Origin of the sequence: Rhodococcus sp. MEB064 (assembly GCF_000834565.1) — a bacterium.
In the GTDB taxonomy this organism is placed as follows: Bacteria; Actinomycetota; Actinomycetes; order Mycobacteriales; family Mycobacteriaceae; genus Rhodococcoides.
The window spans coordinates 77,619-97,593 of sequence record NZ_JXQS01000006.1; the positions used below are offsets into that span (position 1 = coordinate 77,619).

The window sequence follows — 19,975 nt, forward strand, 5'->3', positions numbered from 1 at the left end:
ATGAGCATCACGCAGGACGACCCCCTGGCCGCGCCACTCCTGCAGGACCTCGCGCGCGAGTACGCGTCACGGTACGGACGTAGTCCGGACGAACTGCGTGAGGAACTCGAGTCGTACCCGGGCAACGAGTTCGCGGCCCCGCACGGTGCGTTGATCGTCGCTGTCCTGGGTGGAGTGCCGATCGCCGGCGGCGCGTACCGACGATTCGATTGCCGCACGGCGGAATTGAAACGTATCTGGACGGCCAGGGCTTATCGCGGTAAGGGGTTCGGGCGTCTGGTGGTCTCGGAACTCGAACGCAGTGCACGCGACCGGGGCTACCGACGGATCTACCTGACCACCGGATGGAATCAGCCGGAAGCGGTCGCGCTCTATCTCGCCGCCGGCTATCGGCCGCTCTACGACCAGGGCTTGCCGTCCGAGTCCGTCGGAATCCACCCCTTCGAGAAAGCTATCGCGGCCTAGCCCGCGCCGCACCCGTCACCACACACCATCGTCGAAGAATCGGAGACACCCCCGTGTCCACTCGTTCCGTCCTACTCGGCCTCGGCTCACTCGCCGCGGCAACGTCACTGCTGGCCGGCTGCGCCGGCAACGCGACGACATCCTCCGCCGACGCCGGTCCGGCGCAGCCGGGAGGCACACTGCGGTACGGACTCTCGGGCGCACCCACCTGCTCGGACCCGGCCCAGGCCGGCACGAATCAGACCATCTACGTGGTGCGCCAAGTGGTCGACTCACTGACCGATCAGGATCCCGACAGCGGAGAGATCGAACCCTGGCTCGCCGACAGGTGGGAGGTGAGTCCGGATGCGAAGTCCTTCACCTTCCACCTGAAGGACGGAGCCACCTTCAGTGACGGCACACCGGTGGACGCGGCCGCGGTCAAGGGCACCTTCGACTCCATCGTCACCACGGTCGGTGCGGCGAAAGCGCCACTCGCCGGGAGTTACCTGACCGGATACCAGGGGACCACCGTGGTGGACCCGCTCACAGCGCGGGTCGACTTCGCTGCCCCCAATACGCAGTTCCTCCAGGCGAGTTCGACAGCGCAACTCGGTATCCAGGCTCCGGTGACGACCGCGGAGTCGGCGGAGGCCCGGTGCCTCGGCACGAATGTCGGGTCGGGCCCGTTCACGTACGCCGACTACCAGCAGGACCGTTCGGTCACTCTGGCCAAGCGCACCGGATACGCGTGGGGATCCGACGTCTTCGGGCACGACGGCGAGGCCTACCTCGACTCGATCGAGTTCACCATCGTTCCCGAATCGGGGGTCCGTACCGGAAGCCTGTCGTCGGACCAGCTCGATGCCGTCAGTGATGCTCTGCCGCAGGATGCCCCGCAGATCGAGGCGACGGGAGGCCGGGTCCTGACGACGTCCAATCCCGGTATGCCGTTCGGCTTCCAGCCCAATGTTTCGCGCGGTGTGCTGCAGGACCCGGCTGTGCGCGCCGCACTGGTGCCCGCGATCGACCGGCAGGAACTCGTCGACACGGTGCTCGGACCCGATTTCAAGCCCGCGACAAGCACGTTGGCCGGCACGACGCCGGGCTATGTGGCACTCCCAGAGGTCACCCACGATGCTGCGAAGGCCCAGTCGATCCTGGACGAGGCCGGGTGGGTGCCCGGTGCGGACGGCATCCGCGAAAAGGACGGGCAGAAGCTCAGCTTCTCGGTGATGTTCTCGCCTGTCTTCGCGGGGAATCAGGCGATTCTCGAGCTCACCCAGCAGCAGCTACGCACGGTGGGAATCGACCTGCAGCTCGAGCTGGTGTCGAACCAGGAGGCGACAGCGCGCCAGGGCACCAAGGACTACGACTCCACCTACTACAACAGCACACGCGCCGACGGAGACATCCTTCGCGCCACGTTCGCGGTCGATGGACGAAACCTCAACGCACGCGGCCCCATCCCGGCGCTGGACACTCTGCTGACGGACGAACTGTCGGCGACGGACACGGCGGAGCGCAACGCCCTCGTCGCGCAGGCACAGCAACAGGTGCTGGACAACGGCCTGTGGATCCCGACGATCGAGCTGTCCCAGGCGATCGGCGCATCGTCGGCCGTGCAGGACCTGAAGTTCGAGGCCTCGGCCAGGCTCCAGTTCTTCGACACCTGGTTGAGTGGGCGGTAGTCGTGCTCCGTTACCTCGCACAGCGTGTCGGGCAAGCACTACTGGTGTTGTGGGCGGCGTTCACGATCTCGTTCGTGGTGCTGTTCCTGCTGCCGTCGGACCCGGTGAGTCTGGCCGTCGACTCGGCCGGATCGGGGACTCCGGTGGACGCGTCAGCAGTGGCCGAGCTGCAGGCGCGCTACGGCCTCGACCAGTCTGTCTGGACGCAGTACCTGCACTCGCTCGGTGCTGCCGTCCGCGGTGACTTCGGATACTCAATTTCCACTGGGCAGAGCGTGACCACGGCGATTCTCGACGCCCTGCCCAGCACTCTGGCGTTGGCGGGAACGGCATTGGTCCTGGCGGTGCTGTTCGGAAGCACGGTCGCCTACCTTGCGACCTACACGCAGGTCTCGTGGTTGCGGACCGCCTTGCTCTCGCTGCCGCCGCTCGGAGTCGCCGTTCCGACGTTCTGGGTGGGACTGCTCCTGCTGCAGCTCTTCTCGTTCCGACTCCGGTGGTTCCCGGCGTTCGGTGATGCGGGTGTCCCGAGCCTGGTGCTCCCGGCGGTCACCCTGGCCCTGCCGACCGGCGCGGTGATCGCCCAGGTGTTGGCGACCAGCATGAGCACCACATGGCGTCAACCGTTCGTCGATGTCGCGCGGGCCAAAGGAGTGCCGCGCCGACGGGTGCAGTCCCGGCACATTCTCCGGTTGTCGTCGATCCCGGCGTTCACCATCGCGGGGGTGCTCGTCGGCACGCTGCTCGCCGGGTCCGTCGTGGTGGAGACAGTGTTCTCGCGCGCCGGTGTGGGTCGGTTGACGCAGACATCGGTGATGGCTCAGGACATTCCGGTCGTGCAGGGCATCGTCGTGCTCTCGTCACTGGTCTTCGTGGCCGTCAACCTCCTGGTCGACCTGCTCTACCCGGTGATCGACCCGCGCATCGTCGCCGATCACCGCACACACTCGACCACACCGTCGACGACGCAGGAGAAGGCGAATGTCTGACATCTTGACGCGTGACCTCGTGCTCGAGGAGCGAGCATCCGAGTCCGCCGAACACGGGCACAGCCGACGACGTGTCGGAGTGCGGACCGTCCTGCGCCGCGCCGGCCTCGCGCTGTCGATCCTCGTGCTCCTCCTCGCGGGGGGATTTGCAGTGTTCCCGTCGCTGTTCGCGGGCGGTGATCCATTGACCGGCGTGCCGGCCGACAAGCTGCAACCACCCAGTGCCGCCCACTGGTTCGGGACCGACAACATCGGTCGCGACGTGTTCACCCGCGTCGTCCACGGGTCCGGACTGTCCCTGACGGCAACACTGCTCGCCGTCGCGATCGCACTGGTCGCCGGGTCCCTTCTGGGACTTCTCGCGGGTGCGGTCGGCGGTGTCGTGGACGCGGTGCTGATGCGCGTCGTCGACGTCCTGCTGTCCATCCCCACCCTGCTGTTGTCACTGGCGTTGGTCACCGCCCTGGGCTTCGGCACCGTCAACGTCGCCATCGCCGTCGGGGTGACCCTGGTGGCGAACTTCGCCCGCGTCATGCGGTCCGAGGTGCTCCGGGTCCGGCGGTCGCTCTACGTCGAAGCTGCATACGCGTCGGGCGTGCGGTGGTTCGACGTATTCCGTCGACACATACTCCGCAACTCCTACGGCCCTGTGATCGCGCTCGCTGCAGTGGAATTCGGCATGGCAGTACTAGCGGTGTCCTCATTGAGCTTCCTCGGTTTCGGAGCTGTACCCCCGACGCCCGAATGGGGATCGTTGATCTCGGAAGGCCGTAACTTCCTCGCCACCGCGTGGTGGATGACCACGCTGCCCGGTCTGGTGATCGTGGCGGTGGTGCTCTCGGCTCACCGCGTCGGTCACGCACTGGACAGGGAGGGACGTCGATGAGCGCCGTTCTCGAGGTCCGCGATCTCGCCGTCGGATACGGCGACACCGCGGCGGTGCGCGGGGTGTCCTTCGCCGTCGATCGCGGAGAGGTGGTCGCGATCGTCGGAGAATCCGGGTCGGGGAAGTCGACGACCGCGCATGCGATCATCGGTCTCCTCGCCGGCACCGGACACATCACCGGCGGATCGGTGTCCTTCGACGGCGAGCGGATCGACACTGCGTCGGACAAGGCGCTCGACCGGTTGCGGGGCCGACACATCGGCCTGGTTCCGCAGGATCCCACGACGTCGCTGAACCCTGTTCAACGCGTCGGCGAGCAGGTGGCCGAAGTGCTGCGGGTGCACGGTCTCGCCAGTCGTCGCTCGGCTCGCATCGATGCCGTGCAGATCCTGGCGGACGCCGGACTCGACAACCCTGAGGTACGCGCGCGTCAGTACCCGCAGGACCTGTCCGGAGGACAGCGTCAACGAGTGCTGATCGGAATCGCCCTCGCGTGCCGACCGGAGTTGGTCATCGCCGACGAACCCACCAGTGCGCTGGACGTCACGGTGCAGCGACGCATTCTCGACCACCTCGACGCGCGGATCGCCGAGACCGGAGCCGGCGTTCTGTTGATCACGCACGATCTCGGTGTGGCGGCCGACCGAGCCGACCGCATCATCGTCATGAAGGACGGCGAGATCGTCGAGACGGGCCCCACCGCGGAGATTCTGTCGACACCGCGCCACGCGTACACGCGATCTCTTCTCGCTGCGGCGCCGTCCCTGAACACGGCGCTGCGACCGGACTCCGCGGTCCCAGTGTCGACCGTCCTCACCGTGTCGGGCGTGTCCAAGACGTTCCGGATCGGCCGCGGTGTCCACCTGGACGCCGTCCGCGACGTCTCCTTCACCGTCGAGCGCGGTCGGACCCTGTCCATCGTCGGTGAATCGGGGTCGGGTAAATCGACGGTCGCTCGGATCGCGACGGGTCTCGAGACGGCGACCTCCGGATCGGTCACGTTCGACGGTATCGAGGTGGGAACGTTGCGCGGAGCTCGGCTGCGGGAGCTGCGTCGGCGCATCCAGATCGTCTACCAGAATCCGTACGCGTCGCTGAATCCGTCGATGCGTATCCGCGACATCGTGCGAGAGCCGTTGGATGCGTTCAGGATCGGGACGCCGGCCGAGCGCGCTGCGAGAGTGAGGGAGCTGATCGACCAGGTAGCTCTGAGCTCGGACCATCTAGCGCGACGCCCTGCCGAACTGTCCGGTGGACAGCGTCAGCGAGTGGCCATCGCGCGGGCGTTGGCGCTGCGTCCGGACCTGGTGGTTCTGGACGAGCCGGTGTCCGCGCTCGACGTGTCGGTGCAGGCGCAGATTCTCTCGCTCCTCGACGAGCTCCAGCGGGAGCTGTCCCTGAGTTATCTCTTCATCTCTCACGATCTCGCGGTGGTGCGGCTGATCAGCGACACCGTGGCGGTGATGCAGTCGGGCTCCGTCGTCGAGTTCGGCACCACCGCAGCGATCTTCGACGACCCGCAGCAGGAGTACACGCGTGAACTCCTCGATGCCATCCCCGGGCATGCACGGACAGTTCCGATCACGCCGAGTCGAACCATGTCGGTTGCGTCCGCACCTGCCTATTCTCAGCACTTATGACCCGGGAATACGTAGTGCGCACGGTTCGAAGGTGGTTGTTCGAGCAGACCGAGGCCAGTGCGTGTGCGTGCGTCGAGGCGGCCGTACGAACCTCGTTCTGAGGCCGCACGGTGCCGGGCTTCGTCAGGCCGCTGCCCGCGGACGGGCGACGGCCACGACGAGCGCTCCCAGGACCGTGACGCCCACGACAACCGCCACAGCCTGATTCCACCCATGGAAGGCAGCGCCCGGTGCGGTGCCGGCCGAGAGGACCACGACGGACACCACGGTGACCCCGATCGCGGATCCGAGGTAGCGGGCGGTGTTGTTGGCGCCGCTTCCCATGGCCGCGCGACCGGGCGGGACGCTGGCCACGGATTCGCGTCCCAACGCTGCGTTGACGATTCCGGTGAACGCGCCCGCGATGATCAGACCGGGAACGAGGCGGAGAGGCGACGACGACTCGGACAGTCCGAGGAACAGCGAGACCCCGATCGCCACGCCGAGCAGGCCGACGGCGAGCTGGGTCCGTCCCGACACGGCCGCCGGAATGTGGCGTGCGAGAAGGGCGGTGACGACGCTGGTGGCCGCCCACGCGAACAGCAGCAGCGCGCTGTCCAGCGCGTCGAGGCCGAACGCGGCGCCGACGAACCCTGCCATGTACGACATCAGGGCGATGACTCCGACACCGGTGGTGAGAGCTGCGACGGTGGCCGCGATGAAGGCGGGTTGGCGGAACAGCGCCAGATCCAGCATCGCCGACGACGAGCGACGCTCGTGCAGAACGAATCCGACGATCAGGACGGCCGCCACCGCTGCCAGGACGAGGGGGACGGGCCTCGACCAACCGCCACGCCCTTCGACGAGCGCGGCGAGAAGTGCCGACAGTCCGCCGGACAGGGCGACGGCGCCGATGATGTCGAGTCCTCGCGGTGTCTCCGTGCGAGATTCGGTGACGTACCTGGTCGCCAGGACTGCGAGGACGAGGGTCGCGGCGGTCAGGACCCAGTACGCGCCACGCCAGGATCCGAGACGGTCGAACGAGGCGGAGATCAAGGGTCCGAGGGTGATTCCGGCGCCGACGCTCGCTCCCCAGATGCCGCCGGCGCGGGCACGGAGCGGCCCGGGTTCGAAGGCGTGGGCGATGACTCCGAGGCTGGACGCGACGACGGCACCCGCACCGACACCCTGGACGACCCTGGCCAGGACGAACACCAGGGTCGAGGGCGCCACGGCGCACACGGCGGAGGCAACGGCAAGGAGAACGAGACCGAGGGCGAAGGTCCGTCGGCGGCCCACGTCGTCGGCCAAGGCGCCGGACACCAGGAGAGCAGCGCTCAGACCGATGCTCATCGAACTGAGAATCCACGTCCGCCCTGCCGCGTCGCTGTCCAGTGAGATCGCGGTGCTCCCGATCGTCGCCAACGGGTAGGTGAAGGCGGCCAGGGACAGCAACGTTCCCGCTGCTGCCACGGGGAGCGGTCGGGCGAGAGGGGGAGCGGTACGCACGATCATCGAGAGTCCTTCGGTTCGGTGACCGAACCGTAGCCCGGCGATATGGTTCGGTCAACAGACCGGACAGGTACGCTCGCCGCATGGCGATCGGTCAGGGCTATGCGGAGCAGGACTGCTCGTTGGCGCGAGCACTCGAGATCGTCGGTGAGCGATGGACATTGCTGATCGTGCGGGATTCGCTCTTCGGCGTCCGCCGGTTCTCCGACTTCGAGCACCATCTGTCGATGTCCAAAGCCGTCCTGACACAGCGGCTCTCCATGTTGGTGGACAACGGACTGCTGCAGCGGGAACCCGTCGGAGGGCGCGAGGAATACGCGCCGACGGACGCGCTCGTCGGGTTGTGGCCGGTGCTGCACGCCCTCACCGAGTGGGGTGAGCGAGTCGCTCCCGCGCCCGGCGGACCGCGTCGGCTGTTCCGGCACGCGGCGTGCGGCACTCGACTGGACGGCCACGGCCGGTGCTCCGTCTGCGATGTCGTGCCGGCGGCGTCTGCCGTCGAGATGCACCCGGGTCCGGGAATGTCCGGTTCGCCCAGGCCGGGCGCCGTGTCGCGAGCCCTGCGCGACACCAAGCGGCTGGTGGATCCGATCAGATGAGCAGGGCGCCCGTGGACGGGCACTTTTGCGACGCCATTACGCTGCATCGGAACAGTGTCTGTACGTCCGTGCCCTCACCCCGGCGCGGTGGAACGAGAGTGGAGCACGCATGACCCTGCCGCCCAGCGATGGGATCGAACTGGCGCGAGTCGTCGGGACGACGGATGGCGAACGAACCGGATCGGTGCCGGTGAGCGACCTCGCCGACATGGCGCGAACGTTGCGCGGCACTCGTCGGTCCGTGGACGAGACGTTGGCAGCCCTGGTGCAGTCGGCCAAACACCTGATGCCCGGCGTCGACCATGCCTGCGTCACCGTCATGAACGGGTCCCGCCGCAAGATCCATGCGCGGACGGACGATGTCGCGGCGGACCTGTGCAAAGTGCAGTACGAGCTGGGCGAGGGCCCGACCGAGAACGAGATCTGGCAGGTCGACACCGTCATTGCGGAGAATCTGCGTGACGAGCGGCGCTGGCCCTCCTTCGCTGCCGCAGCCCACGAGCGGGGTGTGGAGAGTATGGCGGCGTTCCGGCTCTACATCGACTCGACGTCCAAGGACCTCGGCGTCCTGCTGCTGTTCAGCAGAGCCGGTGACACGTTCGGTCCGGACCAGCAGATCGTCGGTGCCGCCCTCGCCGCACACGGTGCGGTGGCACTGCTGAGCGCACGTGACGACGAGAACTTCCGCGACGGCCTGGCCAGCCGAGACGTCATCGGTCAGGCCAAGGGAATCCTGATGGAACGGTTCGACGTCGATGCCGTCCAGGCTTTCACCATGCTCGCGCAGATCTCCCAGTCCGAGAACAAGCCTCTGCGCGAAGTGGCGCTGACGTTGATCGAGGACTCGCACCCGACACTGTCCGTCTCGGACGGGGCCGCCTGACCTCGGGGTCGGAACAATGTAGGGCTCGGGTGCGTTGTCGGTGAGGACGCGACCGATCGAGGTCGAGCCATGCTCATGTAAGGAGACAGAGATGTCGGAGAACCACGCTTCGGGCACTGCACCTACGGCCACCGAAACGGCGATCCTGGCGGGCGGTTGCTTCTGGGGTGTCGAAGAACTGATCCGCAAGCAGCCGGGCGTTCTGTCCACACGCGTCGGCTATTCGGGTGGCGACGTCCCCAACGCCACGTATCGCAATCACGGTACGCACGCGGAAGCCGTCGAGATCGTCTTCGACCCCTCGCGTACCTCGTTCCGCAACGTGCTCGAGTTCTTCTTCCAGATCCACGATCCGTCGACGAAGAACCGTCAGGGCAACGACCGCGGAGTCAGCTACCGCTCGGCAATTTTCTACACGTCCGACGAGCAGAAGAACGTCGCGCTGGACACCATCGCCGATGTCGACGCGTCGGGCATCTGGCCGGGCAAGGTCGTCACCGACGTGACTGCGGCGAGCGACTTCTGGGAGGCCGAGCCGGAGCACCAGGACTACCTGCAGCGCATCCCCAACGGTTACACGTGCCACTGGGTACGCCCCGACTGGAAGCTCCCGCGTCGTAACGCCGACGCTGTCAGCTGATACTCGACATCCGTCCGACGCCCGTCGCTCCTGTCAGGAGCGGCGGGCGTTCTTCGTCAGTTCGACTGTTGCCGAGCGCAGTTCGTCGATCGACGAGATGGGGGAGAGGTAGCCGACTCGCGTGTAGGCGACGCCGTTCGGTGTGGTGACGGCGATGTCGAGCCCGTACCGATCGGCCCCCGTGCACGTCGCCGAGACAGCGTCCGGGTATCCGCCGAATGCCGCGGTCATCTCGCGGAGTGCGTCGGCGTGGTCCGCATTGAGATGGTCCACGGCGTAGGCAGACCCCGGCCGCACCGGATCCGGCGACGCCTGCGCGTAGTCCTGTGCGGTCGCAGAATCCATGCGGCCGTATCCGCCGACCCAGCGGACCCGGTCCACTCGCATATGCCACACCGTGAAATCGCTGTAGTCGATGTAGTACTTCGCGGCGGGCACGGCGGCGAGATGAGCGTCCCGCGCGACCGCAGCGTCCTCTCCCGTGGGCCTGAAGACCATGCCGGCGAGGGTGATGCGCCCGCTGGCCAGCGGATCCTCGTTCTCACCGGGAGCTACGACGGACAGGCTGACCCGCTGATCCGCGGCGAGATTCCGCCCGTGCTCGGCCATATGGGACACGCACAGAACCGGATCACCCCCGACCAGTCCGTACGTGACGAAGGACGCCCACGGGTGACCGTCGGACGACAGGCTCGCGAGCGTCGCGGTGTTCGTCGACGCTGCCACGGTGCGGGCTTCCTCCGCGGCGCTGGGACGTCGTGGCTCGGTGACCGGCGCAGAAGGTTCCGGCATCGAGGGAGCGTCACCCGGGTCGCCGTGATCGAGGGAAGCCATGGCCGTCAGGGTACCGGTGTCACCCGAGGATCGGGGTCTCCTCGTCGCTCTGGCGGTAGGTGTAGAACGTGGTGACGATGCAGACCGCCGTCGCCACGATGAGGATCTGCGGTCCTGTGATGGCCAGGCTGATGATGCCGCCGAGCACCGCACCACCGACGAACGACGCGTACAGAAGGGCGTAGCCCAGCCAGTCGGAAGCGGAACCGCCCGCCATGTGCCGCTCGATGCCCTGGCCCATCTTGACCAGCGTGCCGGTGACATAGCTGAGCGGGATGACGACCTCGCCGTTCTTGCTGAACGAGGTGTTGAGCGCGCCCATCGCGAAGGACACGAACAGGATGGGCAGGAACTCGACGCGGGATGCGGCGATTCCGCTCTCGATGACGTCCACGACGCTGGCGATGGCCAGGAACACGCTCGTCAGAACAGTGGCGCCGTGCGGGTGGTCGCTCCACAGCCGTCGGCGGCAGATCGACGCGACGACGACGCCCGCGACGAAGGTGACGATCAACGCGATCGCCGCCCCCGCCATGGCGTTCTGCCCGCGGAAGAACCCGAGCGCCGCACGTTCGGAGTTGCCCGTCATGAAGGTGACGAAATAGCCGGCCGTGTTGGTGAAGGCTGCGGCACCCACCAGACCGGCCAGGCCGGCAAGCACCCAGGACAACCGAGCTTCCTTGTCCGCGATGGCATTCATGAATTCCGACGGTAGAGCGAGTACCGGCTCACGTCGTCATGGCGATTGTCACTGCCTCTCGGGTTGAGAGCACCTACACCGTATGTAGACGACCGATATCTCCTGTTTCCTCGGTAACGGTCACAACGTCCGACAGAATCGTACGATCGGCACGGACGAGCATCGAAAAGGACGGTCATGACCGAGGGATCCACACCGGACACACACCCCGATCTCCCGCTGTCGGAGGTGCGAGTTCTGGAGCTTGGCAATTACATCGCCGGCCCGACCGCGTCACGGCTGCTCGCCGACTTCGGGGCCGAGGTGATCAAGATCGAACGACCCGGGACAGGGGACGAGACCCGCTCCTGGCGTCTCTACAAGGGTGATACGTCGATGTTGTTCCACACCCTCAACCGCGGCAAGAAATCGGTGGTGCTGGATCTGCGCACCGAGGAGGGGCGCCGGGACGTTCTCCGTATCGCGGCGTCGTGCGACATCGTCGTCGAGAACTTCCGCCCCGGAACGCTCGAGAAGTGGGGCATCGGTCCGGACGTCCTCGAGGCGACGAGGCCGGGGATCATCCTCGTCCGCGTCTCCGCGTACGGACAGAGCGGACCGTTGTCCGCCCGGCCGGGTTTTGCCGCAGTATCGGAGGCACACAGCGGATTCCGGGAACTGGTCGGTGATCCGGACAGGCCGCCCGTGCGAGTGGGCGTGTCCATCGGCGACACCATCGCCGGCCTGTACGCCGCGTTCGGTGCGGTCATGGAGTTGTACCGGCGAGGGCTGAGCAGCGGTCCGCAGACGGGATCTCGCACCGTCGACGTCGCGCTCGGCGAGTCCATGCTGTCGATGCTCGAGTCGCTCGTCCCGGACTATTCCGCCTACGGCGTCGAGAGGACCAGGCTCGGAGGCCGGATGGAGGGGATCGCGCCGTCCAACGCCTACGTGTGTTCCGACGGCCTCTCGATCGTCGTGGCCGGCAACGGTGATGCGATCTTCACGCGCTACATGCTCGCCATCGGCCGACCGGACCTGGCGTCCGACGAGGAACTCGCGACCGGGCCGGGACGGTGGGCGCGTCGAGACGAGATCGACGACGCCATCGGGGAATGGACCGCCATCAGGACACGCGACTACGCGCTCCGAGAGCTCGGCGCGGCCGACGTGCCGTGCGGGGCGATCAACACCGCGGCCGATGTCTCGGTCGATCCGCAGTTCGTGGCGCGCAGAATGATCGAGACGGTATCGGTCGACACCGGAGACGACGAGGCGAGCGACGTCCTCTTCACCGGGGTCGTCCCGGTGTTGGGGGAGCGGACGGGCCGCGTCCGCCCTCCGGGGCCCGCCTTGGGGCAGCACACCACCGAGGTGTTGGACAGCGTCGGCGAGCACACCGATCACGCGTGAGAGTGCATCTCCCACACCAGGATCTCTGCGCCGTCGCCGGCGACACCGTGTCCGCCGGAGTCGGTGACACGCAGGGCGTCGCCCTCGTCCAGCGTGCCGACACCGTCGACGGTGACAGTGCCACGGGAGACGAACACGTGCACGAACGGGGCTCGGGGGAGCAGTACCGGCGTTCCCGCCACGAGTCGTGAGACATGCAGCGCCGCAGCGCCGTTGCCCAGTCCGACGGCGGTGCCACCGCGGTCGCGTTCCATCCCGGATGCGACGGTGACCAGCCGTCCCGACGCCAGATCCTCGCCGGCCGCGTACTCCTCGTAGCTCGGTTCCGTTCCGAGGCGATCCGGCGGTAACCACATCTGGATCACCCGCAGGCGAGCCCTCGAGCTGTACCCGGCCGCGTTGCGCTCGGAGTGCACGACTCCCGTCCCTGCGCTCATGCGTTGCGCCAGACCCTCGGTGATGACGCCCTCGTTGCCCATCGAATCGCGATGGACGAGCGCTCCCTCGAGAACCCACGTGACGATCTCGACGTCCGCGTGCTGGTGGCTGTCGAACCCTTCGCCGGCGTCGACGATGTCGTCGTTGTGGACGAGGAGTAGGCCGAACGCGTTGGCTGCCAGATAATAGTTGCCGGCAACGGGGAACGACTGACGCGAATCCAGCCACCCGTCGCGCCACCGGATGCGTTCGGCCGAGGGAATCACGACGACGCTCATCGCGGCAACGCTACCGGCCACCCGCCGGCTATCGGCTCTCAGCCGGCCGGGGGGTTCGCAGCACCAGCGACCACAGCGCTGCCAGGACGGCCAGGGAGATGACGAAGGCGGCCATCGCGGTCCACCCGAACGCCTGGAAGATCACACCGCCCGTCCACCCGACGATGCTCGATCCCCCGTAGTAGAAGAGGTTGTACAGCGAGGCGGACTGCGCCCGGCCCACGGTCGCACGGTGCCCGGTCCATCCGGATGCGATGGCATGCGCGGCGAAGAATCCGATGGTGAAAATCACCAGTCCCACGAGGACGATCGCCAAGGCGTCGAACGCGGTGAGGGCGACGCCGGCGATCATGACGCCGGTCGATCCGGCGAGCACGACACTCCGCCCGAAATGCCCGGCGAGCTGACCCGCCACACGTGAGGAGACGGTTCCACTGAGATACGCTACGAAAATCAGGCTGATCAGCGACTGTGGAAGGCCGAACGGTGCTGCCTCGAGCCGGAACCCCAGGTAGTTGTAGACGGTGACGAATCCGCCCATCAGCAGGAATGCCTGTCCGTACAGGGCGCGCATACCCGGGTCGCGCAGGTTCGACATGATCTTCTCGCGCAGCCCCGGCCCTTCCTGTCCGTCGGGAAGGGCTCGCCGCGGAGTGGGTGCCAGCCGCAGGAAGGTCGCCGCGGCCAGTGCCGCGATGATCGACACGGTGAGCGTGCCGATGCGCCAGTTGGTCGCCTCGGCCACCGGACCGGCGACGATCCGACCCAGCAGGCCGCCGATGGTCGTTCCGGACACGTAGGTGGCCGCGGCGACCGCGGTGTGACGACGATCCACTTCCTCGCTGAGGTATGCGATCGCGATGGCAGGCAGTCCGCCGAGGGCGGCCCCTTCGACGAACCGGACGCCGAGAAGCATCGGCAACGAGGTCGACAGCGGGACGACGAGTCCGAGGGCTGTGGCGGTGACGATCGAGATGCTCATGGCCCGGACGCGTCCCACCCGGTCGGCCACCATCGACCACGGGAGTACCGCGACCGCGACGCCGACGGTGGCGCATCCGACGGCGAGGGACGACTGCGACGGCGTGATGGACAGCGACGACGCGATCAGCGGCAGGATGCCCTGCACGGAGTAGAGCTGGGCGAACGTCGCGATACCGGCCAGGAGCAGGGCCGCGACGAGCTTGCGGTACTCCCGCGATCCCTTGACGTGGCCGTCCCACTGATCCTGCGCGATCGGCGTGTGGGTGAAAGAACGATCGGTGCTCACAGTCATCGACGGTAGGCCGGTGACGATCCATTCGTCCAATGCATTCGACGTCGCCGATCGATGATCTTGACGTATCTTTCGGGGTATGCGCACCGAGGCCGAATCGCTGCTGCCGCTGATTCCCACGCTGCTGGCCGTGGCCGACACCGAACACATCACCGAGGCCGCCCACCGGCTCGGCGTTCCGCAACCGACCGTCAGCAGGCAATTGGCTCGCGCGTCGGCGATCCTGGGTGTTCCGGTGATCGAACGACGCGGTCGCGGAATCGCTCTGACGGCGGCGGGTCGAGCTCTGATGCCGTTCCTCGAACGTGCCGCTCGCGATGTGGAAGCCGGGCTCGATGCGATGAGTGAGCAGGATGCCCGGACGCGGGGTCGCATCTCGGTGAGCTTCCAGAACACTGTCGGCGAGGGCGTACTGCCACTGCTGATCCGACGGTTCCTGGCCGACCACCCGGCGGTGACGTTCGCGCTCGATCAAGGTGCACGAGCTCGGTGCCTGGACCGGCTGGAGGACGGCCGTGCCGATCTGGCCTTCGTCTCCCTCGGCGACGAGCACGGTCCCGACACGTCGTTCGGGCTGTTCGAGGAGCGCCTCGTCGCCGTGGTTCCGGCGAACCACCGTCTGGCCGGTCGGCGGGTCTTGGACCTGGTGGAGACCGCGGACGAGCCGTACGTCGTCATGGAGCACGGTTACGGGATGCGCTCGGTGTGCGAAACGCTGTGGGCGGAAGCAGGTATGGCGCCCACCATCGCCTTCGAAGGGCAGGACTTCCACACGGTGCGCGGATTGGTCGGTGCAGGACTCGGCGTGAGCGTCCTCCCACCCTCGAACGGCTCCGCGGGGGTGTTGCCCACTGTCGACATCGCGTTGAACGACAGGGCAGCGCGTCGGCGGATCGGAGTGGTGTGGCCCGCTCGGCCGATGCCGGCTCCCGCCGTCGCGTTCCGCGACATGGTGGTGCGGCGAGGCCCCGCTATCGTCGGCCGCTGATGTCCTGCAGGACGGGGCCGTGGCGATCGGGTTCGACGAGGCCCGCGGGTGCGGACTTCGCCACCGAGCCCGCAGCAGCCATGACGGCCAAAATGCCGACGGCGCCGAGAGCGGCGGACGAGGTGACGAGGTAGTCCAGCACGGGGGATTGCTCCTGACGATCGAGTGGTTCGGTGACGATCACCAGAGTGCGCGTCCGACCCGCGATCCTGCTGACAGGAAGCTGGGAAGTGCCTGTGGGTCCTTCGGCTACCGGGCCATGCCGCGATGCATCACCCTGTCACCGACGACTCCGGAATGGTCGGCCCGGTGCATGACGCACCGGTTGTCCCACAGCACGACGTCGCCGGGCTGCCAGGTGTGCCGATAGACGTTTCTCTCCGCGGTGGAGTGGTCGTAGAGGAACTGCACGGTCCGGGCCGTCTGCTCAGCGGTCATCCCGCTGATCGAGGCGCACCGCTTGGGGGTGGACATGTACAGCGACCGGCGGCCCGAGAGGGGATGCAGTGCCGCCAGAGGATGCTCCGCGGACGACTCGGCGTCGTCGGGCAGGTCCAGTCCGGTGACGACGTGGGTCAGAGTGCGGTCCGCGAGATCGGAACGCATGTCGACCGGCAGCGTCTCCCACGCGCGGTACTGGTTGCTGAAGACGGTCTGCCCGCCCTCGCGGGGGACCGTCACCGCGCGGAGAGCGGTGTAGGACGGCGGCTTCGCGACGTAGCTCGTGTCCACGTGGAAGGTGGACCGGGGAGTCGTGGTGCGGCCGACGTTGCTGATGACGTTCAGATCGGGGTGTCCGTCGACGGGCGTCTCACCCTCGGTGAAGACGATCTCACCGAGGCTTCGGAGGAAGTCGGCGAAGCGCACGTCGTCGAGGGTCTGCGCGCGGAAGACGACGACGCCGTGCTCCGCGGCGAGAGTGCGGATCTCCTCGACCTGAGAGGGTTCGAGCGACTCGACGTCGGCGTCCTCGACGAGCACTCCGACAGGGTCGATGACGGTATGGCGCATCAGCGTTCTCCTTCTTCGGCGAGTTCCTTCAGGCCGCTCGCGAACAGATCGGGCAGACCGATACCGGCAGCGGCGGCCATCACGGCCACGACACTGCCGCGGGCGTACGAGCAGTACAGGCCGGCCTCGAGGAACCACGGCCGACCGTCCGGGTCGATGCGGAAATCGAACAGGCTGTAGTGCCGACAACCCAACGCGCGGTGAGCTATTCGTGCCATCTCCCAGACCCGCTCGGTCACCGGATCGTCCTCGGCGACGATCCATGCCCGCGTCGCGTTCTTCGCCACCAGGTACAGCTCGCCGTCGTCGTCACGGGCGAGTTTGTCGTCACGGGTGCGGATCGGCTTGCTCGTCGCGTCGACCGCGTATTCCTCGAGCGGCAGGCACACGACCTGCCCGTCGACGACGACGATGCCGCACCGCACCTCGCGGCCGAGGTCGATGTAGGTCTCGACCAGCACTCGCTCGGAATGACGACCGGCGTCCTCGAGTGCCGCCGCGTAGTCGTCGGCAGTCCGGGCCAAAGCCACTCCGACGGAATTGTCGGCGTCGACGGGCTTGACGACGACCGGAAGGGGGAGAGGGCTGCCGCCGTCGCTCCGCGCCGTCACCACGACGCCCTCGGGTACATCGACCCCTGCGGCGGCGACGATCGCCCGCGTCCGGGCCTTGTCGGCGGCGAGGGCCATGACATCGGCTCTGTTGCCCAGCAGAGGGATTCGAAGCACGTCGAACAGTGCGCGGTACGAGGTCATGCCGGGAAGGCAGAACATCTGCGGGACCACCGCGTCGATGCCGAGGTCGGCGATGTGATCGAGTGCTCGGGACACCGACATCGCGTCCGCCGCGGCGACGGCCGCGTCGGACAGGTCGGCCGGGAACCGCCATGTCGAATCGGAGGAGACCAGGGCGATGTGCATGGTGTATCTCGCCGGGTCGGCGAGGGAGGACAGGGCGTCCCGCGCGTAGACGCGCGAGAGGTCCGAGTGGAAGTCGTCGACGGCCGAGCCGACGAGGTGCAGGATCGCCAGGGTTCCCGAGGTGTCGGGAGTCGTCGTGTCAGTCACCGCCGGCCTCCACGAGCTTGCCGATGTTGGCGTCGACTCGACTCCACGACCCGCCCTTGCGCAGGTTCGCCCACAGCAATGACGGCAGGTGCAGGTGGTAGAGCATGAAGTACGGCAGCGGATCCCAGCGGGTGAAGACCGCGTCCTTGCCACCGAGGATGGTCCGCAGTCGGTGCACGCGTCCCGGCTCGGTGAGCAGCCGCCAGACCTCGTGATAGAGCCAGTAGGTGGGGCGTGCAGTCGGGAGTGGAGTGATGACGGGATGGCCGTCCTCGAGGTACGCCGCCGCGACGTCCGGGTGATCGTGGAACATCGTGATGGCCGAGTGTGTGCGCGGGTTGCACTCGATGGCGTAGGGGTGACCGTCGGCGCCCTCGATGAAGTCGAAGGACACCTGACCTGTGAGCCCCAGCTCGCCCACGAAATGCTCTACCCAGGAGCGGATCTCGGGTTTGTCCACCATCGCGTAGTTGATCTGGAACGCGGAGGACTCGCAGCACCCGTACACCTGGACCCGTCCGTTCCTGACGGTCGAGTGAGTGCAGTACTCCTGCCCGTCCACGAACTCCTGCAGGATCCAGGGATCGTCGGCCGACACGGACAACCGAGAGATGAACTCCGCGTTGGCATCCGGCGTATCCCGGGACAACGGTGTCAGGTCCATGCGGCCGACCGGGTTGTAGGCGATCCGTTTGAGGATGAAGCGGCGCCCCGGCGGGAAGTCGAAATCGAGCAGTTGTCGGCGATCGGTGATCAGGTGGGACTGCGGAACTCGGAGGCCCAGCGATTCGGCCGTCTTCGAGAACTGGACCTTGTCGTCGAGCATCGCCACCGTGGCGGAGTCCACATGAATGACGTCGCACACCCCGGCGAGCAGTCGGCCGACCTCCGCGTCGGGGACGCTCGATGCCGGGCTCGACACGGGAACGAACACGTCGGCGTTCTCGCGGCGGGCGATCTCTGCGACAGCTTCGGCATAGCCGACGTCGGACGCCTCGGGGACGGTGTGGAAGACGTCGACGGCTCGGGAGAACCGATGAGCGGTGTAGCGGTACTTCGCCGACTCCACCAGGACGACGCGGTGTCCTGCCCCATGGAAGGAGCGTGCGAGTTGGAGCGACTTGGTCATCTTGCCGCCGTTGATCAGCACCGTCCGCCGTTCCCGGGCGGGAGTTCCCGGAGCGGTGCGCCGTGACCCGACCGTGGTGGCGACGGCGATCAGATCGAGTGGGGCAGTGAGCGCCAGCACCGCCAGCGCCGTGACGGACCGGCCGGTCGTGCCCCTCATGATGCGGTCGATCGACGGATGAGAGTCAGTCCGTCCCGTAGCGGGAGGACGACCTGCTCCACGCGGGGATCCGCGGCGACCGCGTCGTTGAACGCCGCGATCGCAGAACCGTTCACCGACCGGGACTCGTCGAGGTACGGCTCGCCCTGCAACAGCGTGTTGTCGACGGCGATGACAGCGCGGGGCGCCAGCAGTGTCGAGTCGAGCAGCGCATTCAGGTAGTGCAGATACCCGCCCTTGTCGGCGTCGATGAAGACGAGGTCGAAGGTGCGCTCGTCCGACGCCAGGGAGAGAAGAGTGTCCGCCGCGGGCCCGACGACGATGTCGATCCGATCGCCGACGGGGGAGGCGTCGAAGCACGACCGCGCGAAGTCGGCGACCGCCCGGTCCACCTCGCAGGCGACCACGCGACCACCCGACGGAAGTTCCTCGGCCATCGCCAGCGCCGAGTAGCCGGTGAACATGCCGATCTCGAGAACGTTCACCGCGCCGGTCATGCCGACGAGGAACTTGAGGAACTGTCCCTCGACGTGGCCGGACAGCATTTCCTGCTCCAGGGCGCTCCCGGCCCACTCGGCCGACCTGGTGCGAGCAGCCAGGTCGGCCAGAGCAGGGGTTTCGGGGGACGTGCACCGGTCCAGGTACGGATCGAGACCGGCGACGACATCGCGAGCACGCCGTAGACGCGCGACGATGTCGTCACCGCTGCTGCCCGACGCGATCTCGTCGCACAGAACCGTCAGCTCGTGCGCCGCGATCGTCGTCGGAGTGACCGGACGTGGCCCCGCTGTTTCGTGCGTATCAGGCATCGGTCGACGAACCGACTCCGGCCTCGGGCGCAGGTGAGGTGAACATGTCCACGCCGTCACCGTCCCGATCGTGCTCGAGACAGATCTTCTTGTGCAGCGTGAGCGTGTCCGCCAACTCGTCGACGGTCACGTCGTTGAGGAATTCGCACGACCCGATGGGCGCCGGCACTGCCGCGCGGAGAATCCCATCACGAGTCTTGAGAATGGACGACGTGGCGTCGGCCAGCAGGTCGGCCGTGAGATAGCTGCTGTCGAGTGCGAGACCGATGCGGCTCATGACTCCGAGAACTCGGTCGCGGTCCTCGGCGGTGATGTGTCCGCGCTGTTCGGCCAGCGTCGTCGACAAGGCCATGTCGATGTTGATGGCGTGCCCGTGGAAGAACGGAGCGGGCGGAGTCAATTCCAGTGTGGGGCTCCAGGTGTGGCCGAAAGCGATCACGCGATCGAGGTCGATCTCGTGGAGATTGGGCGCTTCCAGTTCCAGCATCGTCGCGATCGCCTTGTACGTCAGACGGTCCGCGATGTCCCGCAGCTCGGCGGTGCCGTCGAGGTGTCCGAACCGCGTCGTCAGCAACTCGGCACCGTGCTTCTCGAGCATCTCGAAGATCTCGAGGTTGCCCACCACCGAGAT

At 67.2% G+C, this 19,975-nt stretch carries 21 protein-coding genes; 10 read left to right on the top strand and 11 right to left on the bottom strand.

Annotated elements, in window-relative coordinates; translation table 11 throughout:
• The 5 genes from RU01_RS03075 (at position 1) to RU01_RS03095 (ending at position 5,650) form a co-directional block, all read left to right on the top strand.
• Positions 1 to 465: a GNAT family N-acetyltransferase gene (locus tag RU01_RS03075; RefSeq protein ID WP_042573066.1), complete on the top strand. Its 465-nt coding sequence runs from the start codon at positions 1 to 3 to the stop codon at positions 463 to 465.
• A 107-nt stretch (positions 466 to 572) separates the two neighbouring features.
• A complete protein-coding gene (locus RU01_RS03080) occupies positions 573 to 2,135 on the top strand; it encodes an ABC transporter substrate-binding protein (protein WP_231568580.1) in 1,563 nt (520 codons plus the stop codon).
• Positions 2,136 to 2,137: 2 nt separating this feature from the next.
• Positions 2,138 to 3,124, top strand: coding sequence for an ABC transporter permease (locus RU01_RS03085; protein ID WP_042573037.1), 987 nt, complete (start codon positions 2,138 to 2,140; stop codon positions 3,122 to 3,124).
• Positions 3,117 to 4,010, top strand: a complete 894-nt coding sequence (locus RU01_RS03090; RefSeq protein ID WP_042573038.1) for an ABC transporter permease — start codon at positions 3,117 to 3,119, stop codon at positions 4,008 to 4,010. The genes RU01_RS03085 and RU01_RS03090 overlap by 8 nt, the downstream gene beginning before the upstream one ends.
• Positions 4,007 to 5,650, top strand: a complete 1,644-nt coding sequence (locus RU01_RS03095; protein WP_042573039.1) for a dipeptide ABC transporter ATP-binding protein — start codon at positions 4,007 to 4,009, stop codon at positions 5,648 to 5,650. The genes RU01_RS03090 and RU01_RS03095 overlap by 4 nt, the downstream gene beginning before the upstream one ends.
• A gap of 123 nt (positions 5,651 to 5,773) precedes the next feature.
• Here the strand turns inward: RU01_RS03095 and RU01_RS03100 are convergent, their stop codons facing one another.
• Positions 5,774 to 7,144, bottom strand: a complete 1,371-nt coding sequence (locus RU01_RS03100; protein WP_042573040.1) for an MFS transporter — start codon at positions 7,142 to 7,144, stop codon at positions 5,774 to 5,776.
• Between the two features lie 80 nt (positions 7,145 to 7,224).
• Between RU01_RS03100 and RU01_RS03105 the strand changes: the two genes are divergently transcribed.
• The 3 genes from RU01_RS03105 to msrA all read left to right on the top strand — a co-directional run bounded on the left by RU01_RS03105 (position 7,225) and on the right by msrA (position 9,263).
• Positions 7,225 to 7,740, top strand: a complete 516-nt coding sequence (locus RU01_RS03105; RefSeq protein ID WP_042573041.1) for a winged helix-turn-helix transcriptional regulator — start codon at positions 7,225 to 7,227, stop codon at positions 7,738 to 7,740.
• A 109-nt stretch (positions 7,741 to 7,849) separates the two neighbouring features.
• Positions 7,850 to 8,623, top strand: coding sequence for an ANTAR domain-containing protein (locus tag RU01_RS03110; protein ID WP_052493100.1), 774 nt, complete (start codon positions 7,850 to 7,852; stop codon positions 8,621 to 8,623).
• Positions 8,624 to 8,714: 91 nt separating this feature from the next.
• On the top strand, positions 8,715 to 9,263 hold the full coding sequence (gene msrA / locus RU01_RS03115; protein ID WP_042573042.1) for a peptide-methionine (S)-S-oxide reductase MsrA: 549 nt from the start codon (positions 8,715 to 8,717) through the stop codon (positions 9,261 to 9,263).
• A 33-nt stretch (positions 9,264 to 9,296) separates the two neighbouring features.
• Here the strand turns inward: msrA and RU01_RS03120 are convergent, their stop codons facing one another.
• Both RU01_RS03120 and RU01_RS03125 read right to left on the bottom strand, forming a co-directional pair.
• Positions 9,297 to 10,097, bottom strand: a complete 801-nt coding sequence (locus RU01_RS03120) for a HugZ family pyridoxamine 5'-phosphate oxidase (protein WP_042573043.1) — start codon at positions 10,095 to 10,097, stop codon at positions 9,297 to 9,299.
• Between the two features lie 19 nt (positions 10,098 to 10,116).
• Positions 10,117 to 10,797 (bottom strand): YoaK family protein, encoded by a 681-nt coding sequence (locus RU01_RS03125; RefSeq protein ID WP_042573044.1) that lies wholly within the window; start codon positions 10,795 to 10,797, stop codon positions 10,117 to 10,119.
• Between the two features lie 177 nt (positions 10,798 to 10,974).
• Here RU01_RS03125 and RU01_RS03130 point away from each other — a divergent pair, with 177 nt between their 5' ends.
• Complete coding sequence (locus RU01_RS03130) at positions 10,975 to 12,189, top strand: CaiB/BaiF CoA transferase family protein (RefSeq protein WP_042573045.1); 1,215 nt, start codon at positions 10,975 to 10,977, stop codon at positions 12,187 to 12,189.
• Here the strand turns inward: RU01_RS03130 and RU01_RS03135 are convergent.
• Both RU01_RS03135 and RU01_RS03140 read right to left on the bottom strand, forming a co-directional pair.
• Positions 12,180 to 12,905: a pirin family protein gene (locus tag RU01_RS03135; RefSeq protein WP_042573046.1), complete on the bottom strand. Its 726-nt coding sequence runs from the start codon at positions 12,903 to 12,905 to the stop codon at positions 12,180 to 12,182. The two genes, RU01_RS03130 and RU01_RS03135, sit on opposite strands and share 10 nt — an antisense overlap.
• A 28-nt stretch (positions 12,906 to 12,933) precedes the next feature.
• Positions 12,934 to 14,175, bottom strand: a complete 1,242-nt coding sequence (locus RU01_RS03140) for an MFS transporter (RefSeq protein ID WP_231568578.1) — start codon at positions 14,173 to 14,175, stop codon at positions 12,934 to 12,936.
• Between the two features lie 85 nt (positions 14,176 to 14,260).
• Between RU01_RS03140 and RU01_RS03145 the strand changes: the two genes are divergently transcribed.
• Positions 14,261 to 15,169: a LysR family transcriptional regulator gene (locus tag RU01_RS03145; protein ID WP_042573047.1), complete on the top strand. Its 909-nt coding sequence runs from the start codon at positions 14,261 to 14,263 to the stop codon at positions 15,167 to 15,169.
• Here RU01_RS03145 and RU01_RS03150 read toward each other — a convergent pair.
• The 6 genes from RU01_RS03150 to RU01_RS03175 form a co-directional block, all read right to left on the bottom strand.
• Positions 15,153 to 15,353 (bottom strand): hypothetical protein, encoded by a 201-nt coding sequence (locus tag RU01_RS03150; protein ID WP_042573048.1) that lies wholly within the window; start codon positions 15,351 to 15,353, stop codon positions 15,153 to 15,155. The two genes, RU01_RS03145 and RU01_RS03150, sit on opposite strands and share 17 nt — an antisense overlap.
• A gap of 65 nt (positions 15,354 to 15,418) precedes the next feature.
• A complete protein-coding gene (locus RU01_RS03155; RefSeq protein ID WP_042573049.1) occupies positions 15,419 to 16,180 on the bottom strand; it encodes a TauD/TfdA dioxygenase family protein in 762 nt (253 codons plus the stop codon).
• On the bottom strand, positions 16,180 to 17,247 hold the full coding sequence (locus RU01_RS03160) for a D-alanine--D-alanine ligase family protein (RefSeq protein WP_231568579.1): 1,068 nt from the start codon (positions 17,245 to 17,247) through the stop codon (positions 16,180 to 16,182). The genes RU01_RS03155 and RU01_RS03160 overlap by 1 nt, the downstream gene beginning before the upstream one ends.
• Positions 17,240 to 18,535, bottom strand: coding sequence for an ATP-grasp enzyme (locus RU01_RS03165; RefSeq protein WP_042573050.1), 1,296 nt, complete (start codon positions 18,533 to 18,535; stop codon positions 17,240 to 17,242). The genes RU01_RS03160 and RU01_RS03165 overlap by 8 nt, the downstream gene beginning before the upstream one ends.
• On the bottom strand, positions 18,532 to 19,344 hold the full coding sequence (locus RU01_RS03170) for an O-methyltransferase (protein ID WP_042573051.1): 813 nt from the start codon (positions 19,342 to 19,344) through the stop codon (positions 18,532 to 18,534). Before RU01_RS03170 ends, RU01_RS03165 begins: the two co-directional genes overlap by 4 nt.
• Positions 19,337 to 19,975, bottom strand: a 639-nt coding sequence (locus RU01_RS03175) for a 3-dehydroquinate synthase family protein (RefSeq protein ID WP_042573070.1), incomplete at its 5' end; no start/stop codon positions are given. The genes RU01_RS03175 and RU01_RS03170, both read right to left, overlap by 8 nt.

Excerpts from the sequence above, each read along its gene's own strand:
- RU01_RS03075 (WP_042573066.1), top strand. The coding sequence starts at position 1 with ATGAGCATCACGCAGGACGACCCCCTGGCCGCGCCACTCCTGCAGGAC.
- RU01_RS03090 (WP_042573038.1), top strand. The coding sequence starts at position 3,117 with ATGTCTGACATCTTGACGCGTGACCTCGTGCTCGAGGAGCGAGCATCC.
- RU01_RS03095 (WP_042573039.1), top strand. The coding sequence starts at position 4,007 with ATGAGCGCCGTTCTCGAGGTCCGCGATCTCGCCGTCGGATACGGCGAC.
- RU01_RS03100 (WP_042573040.1), bottom strand. The coding sequence starts at position 7,144 with ATGATCGTGCGTACCGCTCCCCCTCTCGCCCGACCGCTCCCCGTGGCA.
- RU01_RS03105 (WP_042573041.1), top strand. The coding sequence starts at position 7,225 with ATGGCGATCGGTCAGGGCTATGCGGAGCAGGACTGCTCGTTGGCGCGA.
- RU01_RS03110 (WP_052493100.1), top strand. The coding sequence starts at position 7,850 with ATGACCCTGCCGCCCAGCGATGGGATCGAACTGGCGCGAGTCGTCGGG.
- msrA (WP_042573042.1), top strand. The coding sequence starts at position 8,715 with ATGTCGGAGAACCACGCTTCGGGCACTGCACCTACGGCCACCGAAACG.
- RU01_RS03120 (WP_042573043.1), bottom strand. The coding sequence starts at position 10,097 with ATGGCTTCCCTCGATCACGGCGACCCGGGTGACGCTCCCTCGATGCCG.
- RU01_RS03125 (WP_042573044.1), bottom strand. The coding sequence starts at position 10,797 with ATGAATGCCATCGCGGACAAGGAAGCTCGGTTGTCCTGGGTGCTTGCC.
- RU01_RS03130 (WP_042573045.1), top strand. The coding sequence starts at position 10,975 with ATGACCGAGGGATCCACACCGGACACACACCCCGATCTCCCGCTGTCG.
- RU01_RS03135 (WP_042573046.1), bottom strand. The coding sequence starts at position 12,905 with ATGAGCGTCGTCGTGATTCCCTCGGCCGAACGCATCCGGTGGCGCGAC.
- RU01_RS03145 (WP_042573047.1), top strand. The coding sequence starts at position 14,261 with ATGCGCACCGAGGCCGAATCGCTGCTGCCGCTGATTCCCACGCTGCTG.
- RU01_RS03155 (WP_042573049.1), bottom strand. The coding sequence starts at position 16,180 with ATGCGCCATACCGTCATCGACCCTGTCGGAGTGCTCGTCGAGGACGCC.
- RU01_RS03165 (WP_042573050.1), bottom strand. The coding sequence starts at position 18,535 with ATGAGGGGCACGACCGGCCGGTCCGTCACGGCGCTGGCGGTGCTGGCG.
- RU01_RS03170 (WP_042573051.1), bottom strand. The coding sequence starts at position 19,344 with ATGCCTGATACGCACGAAACAGCGGGGCCACGTCCGGTCACTCCGACG.